A 686-nucleotide genomic window follows, 5' to 3' on the forward strand; every position below is an offset into this window, starting at 1 on the left:
GGCTGAAGAGCTACACCGCTCCCCCGCCGCCGGAGGTCGTTGACGGTTCGGCCCAGGTCTATCCGGCTGTGGTGGCCGCGCTATTGGACCTGGACAACTCCTACCTGGCGGTGCAGGGCCCTCCGGGGACCGGCAAGACCTTCGTGGCCTCCCACGTGATCCGCGAGCTGGTGGAGCACGGCTGGAAGATCGGGGTCGTTGCCCAGTCCCACGCTGTCATCGAAAACGTGCTGAACAAGGCGGTGCAGGCAGGGGTTCCGGCGGACCAGGTGGGCAAGAAGCCCAACCACGGCAAGGAGGTTCCCTGGCAGCATACCGGGGCCAACGCCGTCGCCGAACTGCTTGAGCAGGAGGGCGGCTGCCTGGTCGGCGGGACCGCCTGGACCATGACCGGCAAGCAGGTGGCGCCCGGGGCCCTGGACCTGCTGGTGATCGACGAAGCCGGACAGTATTCGCTGGCGAACACGCTGGCGGTCTCCGTGGCGGCCCGCAACCTGCTGCTGCTCGGGGATCCGCAGCAGCTGCCGCAGGTCACGCAGGCTCCCACCCGCAGCCGGTGGACATTTCGGCGCTGGGCTGGCTTTCGGACGGGCAGCCGATCCTGCCCGCCGAGCTGGGCTACTTCCTGGACGCCTCGTGGCGCATGCACCCACAGCTGTGTGAGAAGGTGTCCCGGCTCAGCTACG

At 68.7% G+C, this 686-nt stretch carries 1 pseudogene; it reads left to right on the top strand.

From position 1 onward, the window contains the following. Positions 1 to 686 (top strand): annotated as a pseudogene (locus JCM19049_RS16665) (AAA domain-containing protein); the annotation flags it as partial.

The sequence above is a fragment of the Arthrobacter sp. JCM 19049 genome (genome assembly GCF_001310435.1).